The organism is Rhizobium sp. CB2179 (assembly GCF_057653455.1).
On the sequence record NZ_CM172781.1, the window covers coordinates 678,549 to 691,856 of the forward strand.

Genomic DNA, 13,308 nt, shown 5'->3' on the forward strand with positions numbered 1-13,308 from the left:
ATGCCTGACATGTCTTCCATCAAGTCGACTTCCCGCCGCACCTTCGGCCTCGCTGTCGCCGGCGTTGCCTTTGCCCTCGCAACCGCGGGCCTATCGCATGCCGAGGACGTGCGCACCATCAAGATCGCGACGGCTGCCGAATCCAAGCCGCTCTCCTGGGGTGCCATCGGCGTCGAGCCGCAGGGTTACGAGCCCGACGTCCTGAAGGCGATCAACGCCAAGCTGCCCCAGTACAAATTCGTCATGGAGGGTGCTGCCGACATCGCTCAGGAGACCGGCCTCGCCACCGGCAAGTACGACATCGCGACCGGCGGCTACTACCGGGCGCCCGCTCGCGAAAAGCAGTTCCTCCTTCCGGAGAGCCCGATCGGCGCCAGCCTGATCAAGATCTACAGCCGCAAGGACAGCGGCATCAACGAAATGAAGGATCTCGTCGGCAAGAAGATCGTGCCCGTGACGGCCGGCGGCGGCATCTACAAGTTCGCCACTGCCTGGCAGGAAAAGAACCCCGACTTTAAAATCGAGATCACCGCATCCAGCGCCGGCATTCCCTATCCGGATCGCCTGAAAGAGGTCGAGAACGGCAAATATGACGCGCTGGTTCTGCCGTCGAACCTCGGCGAGCAGACGGTCATCGACCAGCAGAAGCTCGACGTCAAGGCGAGCGAGCCGGTCGCGATCAACAACACCTTCGTCCTGATCCATCGCTCCGAGGAGAACAAGGCGCTCTCCGCAGACATCGACAAGGCTCTGAAGGAGCTCAAGGCCGACGGCACGCTGGCCAAGCTCTCGCAGAAATGGTTCGGCGAGGACATCACTACCTACATGAAGTAACGCCGGCCAACGATACCGGCGATCAGGCCCAAGACGTAAACAAGGAGTGTTCCGAAGTGGACCTATCCATCATGATCCCCGAGCTGCTCAAGGCGCTGCCGCTGACGCTTGCGATCACGTTCACGGCCATGATCGCCGGCTTCCTGCTGGCCCTGATAACGACGACGTTCCGGGTGCGCAGGATACCGATTGTCAGCCAGCTGGCCGACCTCTACGTCTCCTATGCCCGGAGCGTCCCCGTCGTGCTCCAGTTGTTCGTTGCCTTCTACGGGCTGCCGCTGGTCGTCGCTTTGTTCGAGGTCGAGGACTTCGTGTCCCCGAACGTCGCGGCGATCGTCGGTCTCAGCCTCTACCATGGAGGCTATCTTTCCGAGGTTCTGCGGCCAGCCTACCTCGCCGTGGAACGCGGCCAGCACGACGCCGCCGACAGCCTCGGATACACCTTCCTTCAGAAGATCCTTCGGGTCGTCGGACCCCAGGCGGTGCACATCGCCCTGCCAGGTTACGGCAACTCGATCATCTACCTCATCCACAACGTCGCACTCGTCATGTACATCGGCGCCGCTGATGTCATGGCGACCGCCCATCTGGTCATGGAGCGTGACTACAACCAGTACCAGTTCGAGACCTACCTTGTGCTGGCGGTGATCTATTCGCTGCTATGCCTCGTGGCATGGATCGTCGTGCGCTTTTTCGAAACGCGAAACGCAAAGTTTACGCCCAATACCGCACCGGCCAAGGCCACCATGATGGCAAGCGTCTGATCTAATAGGAGGTCATCACATGTTCGATTCCGAAGTCCTTCTTCCCGATCTCTGGGACATCCTCGGCGCGGTCCCGGTGACGCTCGCCATGGCGCTTGGCATCTTCGTCTTCTCTACGATCGTCGGCAGCCTTTTCGCGATGGTGGAATATCGGCGGGTCCCGGTGCTTCGGGAACTGGTCGTCGCCTACAAGGTCGTCTTCAAGGGCGTTCCGATGGTCATCGTGATCTTCCTCGCCTATTACGGCCTGCCGCCGACGCTGCAGTTCCTGACCTCGCTCGTCGGCATCGACTATAACGGTCACTCGACGCCGAACTGGATCACGCTCATCGTCGCCCTGACCGCCTGCGTCGCAGCCTTCCAGGCGGAAGTCGTCAAGGGCGCCCTCAACTCCTTCGACAACGGTCAGGCCGATGCGGCCTATTCCCTGGGCTACAAGCGCAGCCAGGTATTCCGCCGGGTGATGCTGCCTCAGGTCATCGTCGCGGCCATCCCGGATCTTGCCAACTCCATCATGGTGATCATGAAGGCGCTGTCGCTGGGATTTGCAATCGAGGTCGTCGACATCTTCGCGCAGTCGCAGCTGACCGCGGCGCTGAACTTCTACTATCTCGAAGCCTTCCTGATCGCGGTCGTCATCTACATGGTGATCGCCTATATCGTCACCTACGCCGCCGACCGGATGGAACGGGCTCTGAGGGTATGGGCCTAAAGCGCGTCGGGCGCTTTCTTTGATCGATGATATTCCAGATCACCAGATTTACGCGTTGCATAGCGCTGGTTGGCTGGTTGAAGGCGGGATAGCCGATGCGAGTTTGGATGGCCAGGCCGCAAACTCTTAGTTCGGGATGGCAGCAAAGCTGTCAGGACCTGAAACCCAATGAAGCTGGTCTAAGAAGGTCCTAAGCCTGTGAACAGCTCGTTCTGGCGTTTCCGTCCGCGTCCATTGCCGGCGTTCCACATTCGTATCGATATAGCGAAACTCTATCAGGCCCGATGATTGCGCTGAAATCCGAAGGTAGGCCACTGAGGGAGGGGCATGGTCGGTTTGTTGGACGCATAGATCAGCCATGGATGTCCATCCGAACAGCGCATCCCGAAGCGAACTTCGAGCGATGAAATCGGCAAGTTGCTCAATGCCTTGCAAGGCCGACGAGAATTTTTCGTCTTCCGAACGTCCTCGCGCGTTGCGAATATGGTCAGCGAGTAGGGGCCATGGCCTGATCATACGTCAAGTCTGGCTCAGCAGCATATGGCTGTCAAATGGATGCGCGCACGCGATCATCTCATGTCGAATGCTGCCCGTATTCAGCTTAGCAATGAATCTGGGACTAGCTTCCGCCTCAATCTCGCCGCAATCGTTATAACATAACCGTAATGTTATTACATTGTAGGATGCGCCATGCCCCCGAGCCCCGACCGCCCCTCCGTCAGCCTGCTGGGACAGTCGGCATTCTCTAGGGTGATCGGCATGGCGCTGGTCATTACCGTGCTTTGGCTGGCGATCCACTGGGCGGTTCTCTTGCCATGACGCCGGTGATCCGTCTCGAGAATCTGACCGTCGCCTATAACCGGCACCCCGCCGTCCATCATGTCTCCGGCGCCTTCGCCTCGGGCAGCCTGACGGCGATTGCCGGGCCGAACGGGGCGGGCAAGTCGACGCTGCTGAAGGCGATCATGGGTGAGCTTCGTCCCGCCGAAGGCAGGGTCGAGCATCGGCTGGGGCGGGCGGAATTCGGTTATCTCCCGCAGGCGGCCGAGATCGACCGGCGCTTTCCGATCTCGGTGATCGACACCGTCATGTTCGGCGCCTGGAAGAAGACGGGCGCCTTCGGCCGCATCGCGCCCGCCGAGGTGAAAAGGGCAGGCGAGGCGCTCTCCGCCGTCGGCCTCGACGGCTTCGGCCGCCGCCATGTCGGGTCGCTCTCGGCCGGCCAGTTCCAGCGCGTGCTCTTTGCCCGCCTGCTGGTGCAGGATGCCGGCATCATCCTGCTCGACGAGCCGTTTACGGCAATCGATGCCCGCACCACCAGGGACCTCGTCGATATCGTCACCCGCTGGCATGGCGAGGGCCGCACAGTGATTGCCGTCCTGCACGATTTCGAGCTGGTTCGCGCCCATTTCCCGCAAACGCTGCTGCTCGCCCGCGAACTGGTCGGCTGGGGTGCGACCGCCGACGTCATGTCCTCAGTCAATCTCCTGAAGGCGCGCGCCATGGCCGAGCGCTGGGATGAGGATGCAAATGCCTGCGCACCCGAAGAGGCGCCAGCGGCATGACGGCTTACGATCTCTTCCTGGCACCCTTTGCCGATTACGGTTTCATGCGCCGGGCGCTCGTCGCCTGCCTCTGCCTCGGGCTGGGCTCCGGCCCGATCGGCGTCTTCCTGATGCTGCGGCGCATGAGCCTGATGGGCGACGCGATGAGCCATGCGGTGCTGCCGGGGGCCGCCATCGGTTACCTCGTCGCCGGCTCCCTGTCGCTGACGGCGATGGGCCTTGGCGGCCTCATCGCCGGCCTCTCGGTGGCACTGCTTTCCGGCGCCGTCAGCCGGATGACCGTGCTGCAGGAGGATGCGAGCTTTGCCAGCTTCTATCTCGCCTCGCTGGCGCTCGGCGTGCTGATCGTCTCGCTGCGCGGCTCGAATATCGATCTGCTGCATGTGCTCTTCGGCACCATCCTGGCGATCGATGCTCCCGCTCTTTATCTGATCGGCGCGATCACCTCGCTGACCCTCGTCATCCTCGCCTTCATCTACCGGCCGCTGGTGGCCGAATGTTTCGATCCGGGGTTCCTGCGCGCCGTCGGCGGGCGCGGGCCGGTCTATCACGTGCTCTTCCTGCTGCTGGTGGTGCTGAACCTCGTCGCCAGCTTCCAGGCGCTCGGCACGCTGATGGCGGTCGGCCTGATGATGCTGCCGGCGGCCGTCGCTCAACTCTGGTCGCGCAGTCTGCCCGTGATGATGGCGATAGCAGCCGCAAGTGCTGCCGCCTCCGGCTATCTCGGCCTGATCGCCTCCTACCATCTCGAACTCGCCTCCGGCCCGACGATCATCATGACGGCGGCGGTCCTCTACGGCTTTTCTATTCTTTTCGCGCCCTCCGGCCTTGCCCGGCGCTTTTTTCCCCGCCCGCATTTGAAGGGCTGATCCCAAGGAGACTTCAATGACACCGCACAGACTGCTTCTCTCCGCAGCTATCCCCGCTTTAATGGCGCTGTCGGCCGTGCCCGCTTCCGCCGAAACGCTGAAGGTGGTCGCCTCCTTCACCGTGCTTGCCGATGTCGTCAAACAGGTCGGCGGCGAACACGTCAAGGTGACGAGCCTCGTCGGGCCGAACGGCGATCCCCATGAATTCGAGCCGTCGCCGGCCGACGCGAAGAATTTGAACGCGGCTGAAGTGACCTTCGTCAGCGGCGAGGGGCTGGAAGGCTGGATGGACCGGCTGATCACCGCCTCGGGCTATAAGGGCAAGCCGGTCACCGTTTCCGAAGGCATCAACACCCGCACCATGGAAGAGGACGGCGAAAAAATCACCGATCCGCATGTCTGGAACAGCCCCGTCAACGTCAAGATCTGGGTCGCCAATATCGAAAAGGCGCTGTCATCGGCCGATCCCGCTGACGCCGCCGCCTTCAAGGCCAATGCCGAGAAATACACCAAGACGCTGGATGAACTGAACGCCTACGCCCATGCGAAATTCGACAAGGTCGCCGACGATCGCCGCAAGGTGCTGACCAGCCATGACGCCTTCGGCTATTTCGGCCGCGAATATAATGTCAGCTTCCTGGCGCCGCTTGGCCTGTCCACAGAAAGCGAGGCCTCGGCAGCCGACGTCGCCAAGCTGATCGAGCAGATCAAGGGCGAGCACGTGAAGGCCTATTTCTCCGAGAATTCCAACGATCCGCGCCTCGTCAAGCAGGTCGCCAAGGCAACCGGGGCCGAGCCCGGCGGCGAGCTCTATGTCGAATCCCTGTCCGACGCCAAGGGGCCGGCGCCGACCTATGAGAAGATGTTCAAATACAATGTCGACCAGCTCGCCGCCGCCATGGCGAAATCGAGCTGAGCCGGAGCAATTCCAGGCAAAGCGCGAAACGGTTTTGCCGAGAAATGCGCAAAAACAAAAAGTCAGAGCGGTTCTGCACTTACATGAAAAGCTGAACCGCTCTAGCGAGCGATCAGGCCGCAGCCCGGTGCTCGTCACGGGCTGCGGTCCACACCTCGCGCGCCGCATCGGCATTGATGATCGCGATGCCGACTCCGACGATCAGATCGGGCCACGCCGACCTCCAGAAAAACGCGGTGATCAATCCGGCGCCGACGATGGCGATATTCGCGACCGCGTCGTTGCGGGCAGACAAGAAGGCCGCTTTCGTCAGGCTTCCACCGTCATGACGAAAGCGGGCGAGCAGCAATGCACAACTCAGATTGACGACGAGGGCGCCGAGGCCAGTCAAGGACAGCGCAAAGGGCTCCGGTGCGACGGGCACGGTGAACTTCTGCCAAGCGGTCCAGATCGTTGCGATTGCCGGTGCCAGCAGAATTGCAGCGAGCGCCATGCCTACGCGTGCCCGGGAGCGAGCCGACCAACCGAGCGCCATCAGGATCAGGAGATTGACCGAGGCGTCTTCGAGGAAATCGACCGAGTCCGCAAACAGTGAGACCGACCCGATCGAAAGGGCGACGGCGAACTCGACCCCGAAATAGCCAAGGTTTGCGAGCGCGACGGTCGTGACTGCGCGGCGGAGGGTGGAGCTATGCATGTCCCTTTCAGCCTTTTCGATAAACCCGCCGCCATCGCCGAGGCTGATCCCGTTTTAGCGCGGCCGGCCAACAGCCCTCACAAATTCAGGTCGAAGACCAGGATGCCGGCAAGGCCTCCATCCGTCGACGAGACGATGCGCTCGCCCACGGTCACATGCTCGGGATGGATGAGATAGGCATCCCGGGCCTCGGCGCTTTCAAAGGTCACGGCAAACCCGTCGACGAAGCCGCCATGCAGTCCCTCGGGCGAAACATTCGGCCCGTATTTGATATCCACTATGCCGGGAATGAGCTGTTTCAGGGCGACGATCGCCGCAAACAGCGACTGCTTGTCTTCGCTCGTCACCGCGGTCTTCAGCCGCAGGAATACGCAGTGCAGGATCATCAGTGGTCCTCCCGATTTCTTTGGCCGATTTCTTTGGCCCGATTTTCTTTGGCTGGAGAATAGCGGCGAAAGCCGGGAGAGCAATGAGATTTATTTTCACGCAGGCGTTGCGCCGCAAGCCGCAAGCCGGCAGATTACATCTGGTCGGTCTTGACCATGGGCCGCTTGTAGATCTTCTGGACGAGATCGCTCGCCAGCGCGCGGGCTTCGTCTTTTTGGTCCGCCGTCATCGGCCGGCAGGTGTTCCTGGTGTTTGAACTGTCGAGCACTGTCGTAGAACCGGAATTGGCGATGACGAGATGCCAGCTGCAGGAGGCGACCTTGTCGATGGCGACGGCACCATGGCAACCGGTGGAGAGGCAGAAGGCAACAGTCACCTGCGCCCCGTGGTCGCCTTTATAGGCCAGCCCGACGGCTTTCTTGATATCCGTGACCCATCGCTCGCATTGCGCCTGTTTTGGCCCCGGCTGGCAGCTCTTGGTGACCGGAGTGATGTCGCCGGCCTGAAGCGGCGAGACGCAAAAAACACCCATCGAGAGGGCGAGCAGGAACTTGAGCATGGGATTTTCCTTGTGCAAGGAATGAGTGGCGCACATCGCAGGCCGTTGGTCAATGGCCATCAAAAAAAGGAAGATGGCGCGCCCAACAAAGGTTGGCGCGCCACCGGGAAAATCCGAAATTGTGCAGATCCGACGCCGCCGCTAATCCAGAACGACCACGGCTTCGACCTCGAAGAGCATGGGGTCGATGGCAAGCTTGGGAACGGGAATCAGCGTCTGCGCCGGTAGTGCTTCGCCGAACATGTCCTTGACGTTGCTGGTCAGCACCTCGAGCTTGGACATATCGTGATCGACCACGAAGACCGTCAGCTTGGCGACCTGATCCGGCTTTGCGCCGAGCGCATCGAGGGCGGTGCGCAAATTCGCATAGGCCTGCTTCACCTGGACGGCGAAGTCGGGCGACAAGGTTCCCGTGCTGTCCTGGCCGCCCTGTCCGGAGATGTAGGCCAGCCGGGCTCCTCGGGGCACGATCACCGCCGTGCTGTAGCCATTCGGTGAGGGGTCGTAGAGGTTTTTCGGATTGACGATATCAAGTTTGAGATCGTCCTCATTGGCTGTCGCGGCGGTGGGAGCGCTGATGGTCATGATGAGTCCTCCGATAATGAGATGCTTGATTGCGCGTGACATGACTTCTCCTGGCTTCACCAAGGGCTGCGAGCGACGGATCCTCGCGGCCTGCAGGATGGAATCTTACCGCCACATGATACGACTCGTACGGCGTACGATTAAATTGCATCGTACGCCGTACGAGTCAATCGGTCAGGATCGACATTCCCAGCATTGTCGGCTTAGATCGACGTCTGATCGGTAAGGAAAACGAATGGCAGCCAAACGCAGCGGTGCTGAGAGCAAAGGGTCTGGGCGGAGAGGTGCGCCATCACTCCAGTCCAGGCAGGAGCCGCGCAGTGAACCGCCTCTCTCGCTGGAACGGATCGTGGCGACTGCGGTGGATCTTCTGGACGCCGAGGGCGTCGACGGACTGAAGATGCGTCGGCTGGCCGATCGCCTCGGCTCGGGCGCGATGAGCCTCTATTGGCATGTCGGCAACAAGGAGGAGGTCTTCGATCTGGCGCTGGATTCCGTGCTCGAATATCGCGGCCCGCCTGACATCGTCGAGTCTCGAGACTGGCGCGGGGAAATCGTTCATATGCTCGAAGACTGGCGCGCCAGCATGCTGCGCCATCCCTGGTCGGCCTCGCTGCTGCCGCGCCGGGCGCTCGGCCCGAACATTCTCATTCGCCTGGAACTGCTGAGCAAGACCTTGTCCGGAGCCGGTGTCACTGATGCGGATTTGAACGTCGCGATCTGGTCGCTCTGGAACTATGTGATCGGCGCGACCATCACCCGGGCGAACTTCGACCTCTCCGATGACGACAGGGCGGCCGCGCAGCAGCGCCTGACAGGTCTCAGCCAACACTACGCGACGATCGAACGCTCCCGTCTGCTGCTGGATAATGATTGGGACGGCGCTTTCAGGAAGGGTCTCGACTTCCTGCTTGATGGCCTCGCTCCGCGCCAGTGAACATTCGTCATTTCTGGACGGGACGGTGCCGGATTCTGCGCGTGTGCCGTGGGTGATCGCGGGTAGCGCGGCGACACAGTGTTCCGGCTATTTCCGCAGGATTTTCTCCATCGCTTTCCCCTTGGCGAGTTCGTCGATCAATTTGTCCAGATAGCGGATTTCCCGCATCGTCTTTTCTTGGATCTCTTCCACGCGGACGCCGCAGATCACGCCCGTAATCGACGATCGGGAGGGATTCATCTGCGGCGCTTGCGCAAAGAAATCCTCGAGGTTGGTCTTCGCAGCCAATTGGTCGTCCAGGCTCTGCTGGTTATGCCCCGTCAGCCAACAGATGATGTCATCGACCTCTGTCTTCGTCCGCCCCTTCTTCGCTGCCTTGGCGACATAGTGGGGATAGACGCTCGCGACGCTGATGGAATAGATGCGATGCTTCGTCATCGAGTGCTCCTCAACGTTCCGGATATTTTCCGGCTTGAGATAGCTGATTTCAAGACCTCAACAAGTGGCCGATAATCGGCAGGCTTCTGCGGGCGCGAAGTAGATCAGTGCAAAGGCGGCATCTCTCCAGCGCCGCGCGTCGTCGACCGGATTGCACCAACAACGGACATCGGCTCGGCTTGGGTAGACGACCGCTACGGGGCCGAAAGCCGTCGGTCGGCTTCCGGGCTCCGATTTTCGAATGCAGACCTTGAGCCTGGCGGGCGCGTGATCTGACGCGAAGTGGACGTTCGGTCGCCCTCGGCCGAACGCACGCGCCGGCGACCCCTTCGTAAGTCCGAAATCCTTGGTTTCTGTCCCACCATTTCAGCTATAAGGTGGGAGACATCGCCCAAAGGGGATTCAAGGCCAATGCCCCCAGAGAAGAAGGACCGTTCGCCTGTTGCGCTGGAACAGCGCGACATAAGCGCGGAACAGCGCATGTTCTCACCTTCCGTTGCGCGAAATTCGGCGCCGATCGTCGCGGTCCTAAAACGTGTCCTTCCAACACGTGGCGCCGTGCTGGAGATTGGATGCGGAACCGGCGAGCACGCCGTGTGTTTTGCGGGAGCAATGCCCAACCTCACCTGGCAGCCGAGCGATCCGGATGCCGACGCCCGCACCAGCACGTCTAGCTGGATCAAATTCGCAGGGCTGAAGAATGTGCTGGCACCGCGGGATATTGATGTGTGCTCAGGACAATGGGGCGTCGAACAAACGGGGCATTTTGACGCCATCGTGTCGATCAATATGATCCATATCGCGCCATGGGCGGCAAGCTTAGGATTGTTCGCAGGAGCTGGCCGTTTGCTTCACGCTGGTGGGCTTCTTCTTCTTTACGGCCCATTCATGCGCGACGGGGCACACAACGCCCCCTCGAACGCTGCTTTCGACGCGGCTCTAAAGGAGCGCAACCCATCCTGGGGGGTGCGTGATATCGCTGATCTTGAACAAGTGGGTGAGGCCGCTGGACTTAATCTCCGCGAGACGATCGAGATGCCTACCAACAATACGTTGCTGGTCTTCTCCAGCGGTAGCGCCTGAACGACAAGCGGGCGCGAAAGAGACGTGGGCCCATAGCAGCATTCGGGCCCTTTGCTGCTGTTCGAGGTCGATCCGAGGAACGTGCGGTATGTGTTAGAGCGGTTCAGCTTTTAACGGAAGCGCAGAACCGCTCTATCCTTTTGTTTTTACGCAATTCCGGACGGAAAACCGCTTCGCACTTTTCCTGGAATTGCTCTAGAATGCGGCCCGAAGGCGGAACGCGACAGACGCACTGCGAGGGGCGGTGTGATCGAACCGGAATTCGCGCGACCGAGTGCCAACGTTGTGCTCTTGGAAGGGGAGACGAGGACGATGCCGACACCAGAGCAACCCAGTCTAATAGTTCGACAGAAATCCCCTGAGAATATCGAGTTTCCGTTTGCGTCGCTCTCCGATTGGCTGATCCCAACCGAGCTGTTCTTCGTGCGAAACCATTTCCCGTCGCCGGACCTCGATGCGCGAGACTGGAGATTGCGCGTTGGCGGGGCGGTGGAGCGGCCGATCGAACTTGACCTCGACAGCATCAAGGCGATGCGGAGCACGACTTTCACCGCCGTCGTCGAGTGTGCAGGGAACGGCCGCGTCTACTATGTGCCGCCGAAGGAGGGGTTGCAGTGGCAGAACGGAGCCGTCGGCAATGCCGCGTGGACAGGTGTTCTTCTGCGCGAGATTTTGGAAATGGCGGGCATTAAGCGAACCGCATGTGAGGTTCTGCTCGTAGGCGCAGACAGCGGCGTCGTCGACACGAACAAGAAAACGGCTTCTCCCGGCCCCATCGCTTTTGCGCGCAGTTTACCGCTTGAGAAGGCCATAGCTGACAGCACGATCCTTGCCTATTCGATGAACGAGGAGCCGTTGACGCGCGATCACGGCTACCCGCTACGCGCGGTCGTGGGTGGCTGGTTCGGCATGGCTTGGGTCAAGTGGATCACGCATATCACGGTTGTGGAGCAACCCTTCCTTGGCTACTGGCAGGCGCGCGACTATTTCCGTTGGGAGCGCAACCTCGGGGAACCCAGGCTGGTCCCCCTTGCGGAGATGGAGGTCAAAGCGCAGATCGCGCGTCCCGTACAGGGGGCGCATCTCATCGCCGGCCAACCGTACCGGATTTTCGGAGCCGCCTGGAGCGGAGAGGCTGCTATCCGGCAGGTGCAGGTCTGCACCGGAGATGGCAGGGGCTGGCGCGAGGGGAGGCTCCTCGAAACAGAACGTCCCTTTGCATGGCGCTTGTGGGAGTACATGTGGACCCCTGAAGAAGTGGGGCGATATATACTGCGATGTCGCGCGATCGATGGGGCGGGCTGCGTGCAGCCCGACCTCCAGCGTTCCGACTGCGAGAGCTACGCGGCCAATTGGATTGTTCCGGTGGAGGTTACGGTCGTTCCCGAGCCACAGACGTACGAGGAGGAATTCGTGATCTAATCACCCGCATGGGGCGGAATGGCGGCTTTTGGCGCAGCTGCGACCCGCGTTGTCACTCCGTCATGTCCGCTTTGCAGCAGCAGCGACGGGTGGCTCGATGACCATGATGAGGGCGCATTGCCGCCCGGCAGCATTGGCTCGGCCGGTGGCGTCTCTGATCACATTTCTGCTAAAGCTCGGAAGCAAATCGCCCGCGATGTCACCAACTGCCGAAGTGTGAAGGGCGCAACGGGCTGACGGGCCTCTCGCTCATCAGGCCTCTTGTCTTGAAGGAGGAGCGCTAGGATGAGCACCGACCTGGATACCGTGCGGTCCTATGATACGGTCGCGGCGGAATACGCTGCGGAGGCCGCGGCGATGCCCGAATGGGTCGCGATAGAGATCGATGCGTTCGTGACCGAGCTGGGCGGCTCCGGCAGGGTGCTGGAGATCGGCAGCGGTGGCGGGCGCGATGCACTTGAGCTTGAGAAGCGGGGAATGAGCGTCCGGCGCACCGACATTGCAAAGGGCTTCGTCGAACTGCTTCGCGAAAGTGGCTTCGAAGCCGACCTGTTGGACCCGCTGACCGATGACTTGGCCGACCCGCAGCGTCCCGGCACGCCATACGACGGGATCTGGGCCTGTGCCTGCCTGATTCATGTCGCGCGCGAGGATTTCGGCACGGTGCTTGGACGGCTTGCCGAGGCGACCCGGACCGGTGGCCGATTGCACGCCTCGGTAAGAGAGGGCGAAGGCCAGGATGTGTCCACACACGGCAGTGCTGCAGCGCCCCGGCGCTACGTCGAGATGTACTGGCGTGAGTCTGCCCTGCGCACCGCCCTCACAGACGCCGGCTGGATCGTCAGCGAGCTACGTCGGTGCGTCGGAAAGCCCCATGATCAGTGGCTGAGTGTCCGGGCGAGTCGGGCGTGACGCACATAGAACTTGCGGGAATGGCCGGTTGTGGCGCGACTATGAACTCTAGGTGGTCACCGCCAGGTAGAGTGTCTTTTCACCAGATCGAAGTCCATGATAAGCGGCGCCTATGGGAATCAAGAACTATCTGATCGAAGGCGGTTCCGGCACTGGAAAAACGTCAGTCGCTACCGAACTGGAGCGGCGGGGCTACCATGTCGTCCATGGTGACCGGGTCTTGGCCTATGTCGGCGACCCCGAGACGGGCCAGGCACTCGCAGGACCGCCCAAAGGCGCGGACCGCATCGTTTGGGGATACGCGCACTGGATCTGGCCTGTCGACAAGGTCCGGGCTATTGCTGCCGACACCACCTATCCTGCCACCTTCTTCTGTGGCGGCTCGCGCAATTTCCACAAATTCCTGGACCTGTTCGATAAGGTTTTCGTGCTCGACATAGACGTTGAGACCTTGAACCGACGATTGGATGGGCGGCCAAATGAGCCGGGCTTCGAGCCGGCCGAGCGGGCGCTGGTGCTCCGCTATCATCATACCCGGGAATATCTTCCCATCGGCATCAATATCGACACGACGGGTACTGTCCCAAGTGTCGTCGACGATATCCTCGCTCAACTCACCTGACGACCG

Annotated in this window: 17 protein-coding genes; 12 read left to right on the forward strand and 5 right to left on the reverse strand. The window is 61.1% G+C overall.

What is annotated here, in order from left to right; translation table 11 throughout:
- The first annotated feature begins 9 nt into the window (after window positions 1–9).
- The 7 genes from AC244Q_RS03260 (at window position 10) to AC244Q_RS03290 (ending at window position 5,660) form a co-directional block, all read left to right on the forward strand.
- A complete protein-coding gene (locus tag AC244Q_RS03260; RefSeq protein WP_012756344.1) occupies window positions 10–834 on the forward strand; it encodes an amino acid ABC transporter substrate-binding protein in 825 nt (274 codons plus the stop codon).
- Window positions 835–890: 56 nt separating this feature from the next.
- Window positions 891–1,598, forward strand: a complete 708-nt coding sequence (locus tag AC244Q_RS03265) for an amino acid ABC transporter permease (RefSeq protein ID WP_017993182.1) — start codon at window positions 891–893, stop codon at window positions 1,596–1,598.
- A 19-nt stretch (window positions 1,599–1,617) separates the two neighbouring features.
- Window positions 1,618–2,310: an amino acid ABC transporter permease gene (locus AC244Q_RS03270; protein ID WP_017990533.1), complete on the forward strand. Its 693-nt coding sequence runs from the start codon at window positions 1,618–1,620 to the stop codon at window positions 2,308–2,310.
- Between the two features lie 690 nt (window positions 2,311–3,000).
- Window positions 3,001–3,129, forward strand: coding sequence for a hypothetical protein (locus AC244Q_RS03275; RefSeq protein ID WP_012756348.1), 129 nt, complete (start codon window positions 3,001–3,003; stop codon window positions 3,127–3,129).
- Window positions 3,126–3,875 (forward strand): metal ABC transporter ATP-binding protein, encoded by a 750-nt coding sequence (locus AC244Q_RS03280; protein ID WP_128407855.1) that lies wholly within the window; start codon window positions 3,126–3,128, stop codon window positions 3,873–3,875. The genes AC244Q_RS03275 and AC244Q_RS03280 overlap by 4 nt, the downstream gene beginning before the upstream one ends.
- Window positions 3,872–4,744 carry a metal ABC transporter permease gene (locus tag AC244Q_RS03285; RefSeq protein WP_003557122.1) on the forward strand — a complete coding sequence of 291 codons (873 nt, stop codon included), beginning with the start codon at window positions 3,872–3,874 and terminating at the stop codon, window positions 4,742–4,744. The genes AC244Q_RS03280 and AC244Q_RS03285 overlap by 4 nt, the downstream gene beginning before the upstream one ends.
- 16 nt (window positions 4,745–4,760) lie before the next feature.
- On the forward strand, window positions 4,761–5,660 hold the full coding sequence (locus AC244Q_RS03290) for a metal ABC transporter solute-binding protein, Zn/Mn family (RefSeq protein ID WP_128407854.1): 900 nt from the start codon (window positions 4,761–4,763) through the stop codon (window positions 5,658–5,660).
- A 112-nt stretch (window positions 5,661–5,772) separates the two neighbouring features.
- Here the strand turns inward: AC244Q_RS03290 and AC244Q_RS03295 are convergent, their stop codons facing one another.
- The 4 genes from AC244Q_RS03295 to AC244Q_RS03310 form a co-directional block, all read right to left on the reverse strand.
- Entirely contained in the window at window positions 5,773–6,357 is a 585-nt protein-coding gene (locus tag AC244Q_RS03295) for a cation efflux transmembrane domain-containing protein (RefSeq protein WP_012756351.1), read from the reverse strand.
- 77 nt (window positions 6,358–6,434) lie between these two features.
- Window positions 6,435–6,743: a Dabb family protein gene (locus AC244Q_RS03300; protein WP_012756352.1), complete on the reverse strand. Its 309-nt coding sequence runs from the start codon at window positions 6,741–6,743 to the stop codon at window positions 6,435–6,437.
- A 134-nt stretch (window positions 6,744–6,877) separates the two neighbouring features.
- A complete protein-coding gene (locus AC244Q_RS03305) occupies window positions 6,878–7,303 on the reverse strand; it encodes a hypothetical protein (RefSeq protein WP_032996248.1) in 426 nt (141 codons plus the stop codon).
- 141 nt (window positions 7,304–7,444) lie between these two features.
- Window positions 7,445–7,930 (reverse strand): RidA family protein, encoded by a 486-nt coding sequence (locus AC244Q_RS03310; protein WP_012756354.1) that lies wholly within the window; start codon window positions 7,928–7,930, stop codon window positions 7,445–7,447.
- 193 nt (window positions 7,931–8,123) lie between these two features.
- Between AC244Q_RS03310 and AC244Q_RS03315 the strand changes: the two genes are divergently transcribed.
- Complete coding sequence (locus AC244Q_RS03315; protein ID WP_128407853.1) at window positions 8,124–8,825, forward strand: TetR/AcrR family transcriptional regulator; 702 nt, start codon at window positions 8,124–8,126, stop codon at window positions 8,823–8,825.
- Between the two features lie 87 nt (window positions 8,826–8,912).
- Here the strand turns inward: AC244Q_RS03315 and AC244Q_RS03320 are convergent, their stop codons facing one another.
- Window positions 8,913–9,263 (reverse strand): DUF2200 domain-containing protein, encoded by a 351-nt coding sequence (locus AC244Q_RS03320; protein ID WP_128407852.1) that lies wholly within the window; start codon window positions 9,261–9,263, stop codon window positions 8,913–8,915.
- A gap of 411 nt (window positions 9,264–9,674) precedes the next feature.
- On the opposite strand from AC244Q_RS03320, the gene AC244Q_RS03325 reads away from it, so the two are divergent.
- The 4 genes from AC244Q_RS03325 (at window position 9,675) to AC244Q_RS03340 (ending at window position 13,302) form a co-directional block, all read left to right on the forward strand.
- Complete coding sequence (locus AC244Q_RS03325; RefSeq protein WP_128407851.1) at window positions 9,675–10,346, forward strand: DUF938 domain-containing protein; 672 nt, start codon at window positions 9,675–9,677, stop codon at window positions 10,344–10,346.
- 312 nt (window positions 10,347–10,658) lie between these two features.
- Complete coding sequence (locus AC244Q_RS03330; RefSeq protein ID WP_245460673.1) at window positions 10,659–11,768, forward strand: sulfite oxidase; 1,110 nt, start codon at window positions 10,659–10,661, stop codon at window positions 11,766–11,768.
- A 285-nt stretch (window positions 11,769–12,053) separates the two neighbouring features.
- Window positions 12,054–12,680 carry a class I SAM-dependent methyltransferase gene (locus tag AC244Q_RS03335; RefSeq protein ID WP_128407849.1) on the forward strand — a complete coding sequence of 209 codons (627 nt, stop codon included), beginning with the start codon at window positions 12,054–12,056 and terminating at the stop codon, window positions 12,678–12,680.
- A gap of 112 nt (window positions 12,681–12,792) precedes the next feature.
- Window positions 12,793–13,302: a DEAD/DEAH box helicase family protein gene (locus tag AC244Q_RS03340; RefSeq protein ID WP_128407848.1), complete on the forward strand. Its 510-nt coding sequence runs from the start codon at window positions 12,793–12,795 to the stop codon at window positions 13,300–13,302.
- Window positions 13,303–13,308 lie beyond the last annotated feature (6 nt).

Coding starts and splice junctions, on each gene's coding strand:
- AC244Q_RS03335 (WP_128407849.1), top strand. CDS start 12,054: ATGAGCACCGACCTGGATACCGTGCGGTCCTATGATACGGTCGCGGCG.
- AC244Q_RS03315 (WP_128407853.1), top strand. CDS start 8,124: ATGGCAGCCAAACGCAGCGGTGCTGAGAGCAAAGGGTCTGGGCGGAGA.
- AC244Q_RS03260 (WP_012756344.1), top strand. CDS start 10: ATGTCTTCCATCAAGTCGACTTCCCGCCGCACCTTCGGCCTCGCTGTC.
- AC244Q_RS03330 (WP_245460673.1), top strand. CDS start 10,659: ATGCCGACACCAGAGCAACCCAGTCTAATAGTTCGACAGAAATCCCCT.
- AC244Q_RS03280 (WP_128407855.1), top strand. CDS start 3,126: ATGACGCCGGTGATCCGTCTCGAGAATCTGACCGTCGCCTATAACCGG.
- AC244Q_RS03325 (WP_128407851.1), top strand. CDS start 9,675: ATGCCCCCAGAGAAGAAGGACCGTTCGCCTGTTGCGCTGGAACAGCGC.
- AC244Q_RS03285 (WP_003557122.1), top strand. CDS start 3,872: ATGACGGCTTACGATCTCTTCCTGGCACCCTTTGCCGATTACGGTTTC.
- AC244Q_RS03295 (WP_012756351.1), bottom strand. CDS start 6,357: ATGCATAGCTCCACCCTCCGCCGCGCAGTCACGACCGTCGCGCTCGCA.
- AC244Q_RS03275 (WP_012756348.1), top strand. CDS start 3,001: ATGCCCCCGAGCCCCGACCGCCCCTCCGTCAGCCTGCTGGGACAGTCG.
- AC244Q_RS03300 (WP_012756352.1), bottom strand. CDS start 6,743: ATGATCCTGCACTGCGTATTCCTGCGGCTGAAGACCGCGGTGACGAGC.
- AC244Q_RS03290 (WP_128407854.1), top strand. CDS start 4,761: ATGACACCGCACAGACTGCTTCTCTCCGCAGCTATCCCCGCTTTAATG.
- AC244Q_RS03305 (WP_032996248.1), bottom strand. CDS start 7,303: ATGCTCAAGTTCCTGCTCGCCCTCTCGATGGGTGTTTTTTGCGTCTCG.
- AC244Q_RS03270 (WP_017990533.1), top strand. CDS start 1,618: ATGTTCGATTCCGAAGTCCTTCTTCCCGATCTCTGGGACATCCTCGGC.
- AC244Q_RS03340 (WP_128407848.1), top strand. CDS start 12,793: ATGGGAATCAAGAACTATCTGATCGAAGGCGGTTCCGGCACTGGAAAA.
- AC244Q_RS03320 (WP_128407852.1), bottom strand. CDS start 9,263: ATGACGAAGCATCGCATCTATTCCATCAGCGTCGCGAGCGTCTATCCC.
- AC244Q_RS03310 (WP_012756354.1), bottom strand. CDS start 7,930: ATGTCACGCGCAATCAAGCATCTCATTATCGGAGGACTCATCATGACC.